1 protein-coding gene is annotated in these 1265 nt (G+C 62.4%); it reads left to right on the forward strand.

Going from position 1 to position 1265, the window contains the following annotated elements; all coding sequences use genetic code 11:
• Window positions 1–1228 (forward strand): DUF3458 domain-containing protein (locus HX846_RS34575; RefSeq protein ID WP_178967187.1); only part of this gene is annotated, 1228 nt, incomplete at its 5' end.
• Between the last annotated feature and the right edge of the window lie 37 nt (window positions 1229–1265).

Consider the following 1265-nt stretch of genomic DNA (forward strand, 5'->3'; position numbering starts at 1 on the left):
AACCCCGGACAAGGTGGAAAAACTGCCGTTCGTGATTCCGGTTGAGCTGGGCCTGCTGGACGGGAAGGGCGCGGGCATCGCCTTGCGCCTGGCCGGTGAAACCGCTGCCGGCGCCACGTCCCGCGTGATCTCGGTGACCGAAGCCGAACAGACCTTCACCTTTGTCGACATCGCCGAGCACCCGCTGCCGTCGCTGCTGCGTGGCTTCTCGGCGCCGGTGAAGCTGAGCTTCCCGTATAACCGCGACCAACTGATGTTCCTGATGCAGCACGACAGCGATGGCTTCAATCGCTGGGACGCCGGCCAGCAGCTGTCGGTGCAGGTGTTGCAGGAGCTGATCGCCCAACATCAGCAGGGCAAGGCGCTGGTGCTGGATCAACGCCTTATCACTGCACTGCGCAGCGTATTGAGCGACGAAAGCCTGGACCAGGCGATGGTCGCCGAGATGCTCTCGCTGCCGAGCGAAGCCTACCTGACTGAAATCAGCGAAGTGGCGGATGTCGATGCCATCCACGCGGCCCGCGAGTTTGCTCGCAAGCAGTTGGCCGACAACCTGTTCGAGGGCCTGTGGCTGCGTTACCAGGCCAATCGCGACCTGTCGAAGAAAACCCCGTACGTGGCCGAGGCGGAACACTTTGCCCGTCGCGCCTTGCAGAACATTGCGCTGTCGTACCTGATGCTCAGCGGCAAGCCGGAAGTGCTGGCGGCGACCCTTGAACAGTTCGACGCGTGCGACAACATGACCGAGCGCCTGACGGCCCTGGCGGTGCTGGTCAACTCGCCGTTCGAAGAAGAGAAAGCCAAGGCGCTGGCGGTGTTTGCCGAGAACTTCAAGGACAACCCGCTGGTCATGGACCAGTGGTTCAGCGTGCAGGCGGGCAATGGTTTGCCGGGCGCGCTGGAGCGGGTCAAGACGTTGATGCAGCACCCTGCGTTCAACATCAAGAACCCGAACAAGGTGCGGGCACTGGTGGGCGCGTTTGCCGGGCAGAACCTGATCAACTTCCACGCGGCGGATGGTTCGGGTTATCGGTTCCTGGCGGACCTGGTGATCCAGTTGAATGGCTTCAACCCCCAGATTGCTTCGCGGCAATTGGCGCCGTTGACCCGCTGGCGCAAGTACGACAGCGCGCGGCAGGCGCTGATGAAAGGCGAGCTGGAGCGGATTCGCGCTTCGGGCGAGCTGTCCAGCGATGTGTTTGAAGTGGTGAGCAAAAGCCTCGCTTAACTGAGGCTGAGTACTGCATCTGTGGCGAGGGAGCTTG

It is taken from the genome of Pseudomonas sp. K5002 (assembly GCF_013386655.1).
GTDB lineage: Bacteria > Pseudomonadota > Gammaproteobacteria > Pseudomonadales > Pseudomonadaceae > Aquipseudomonas.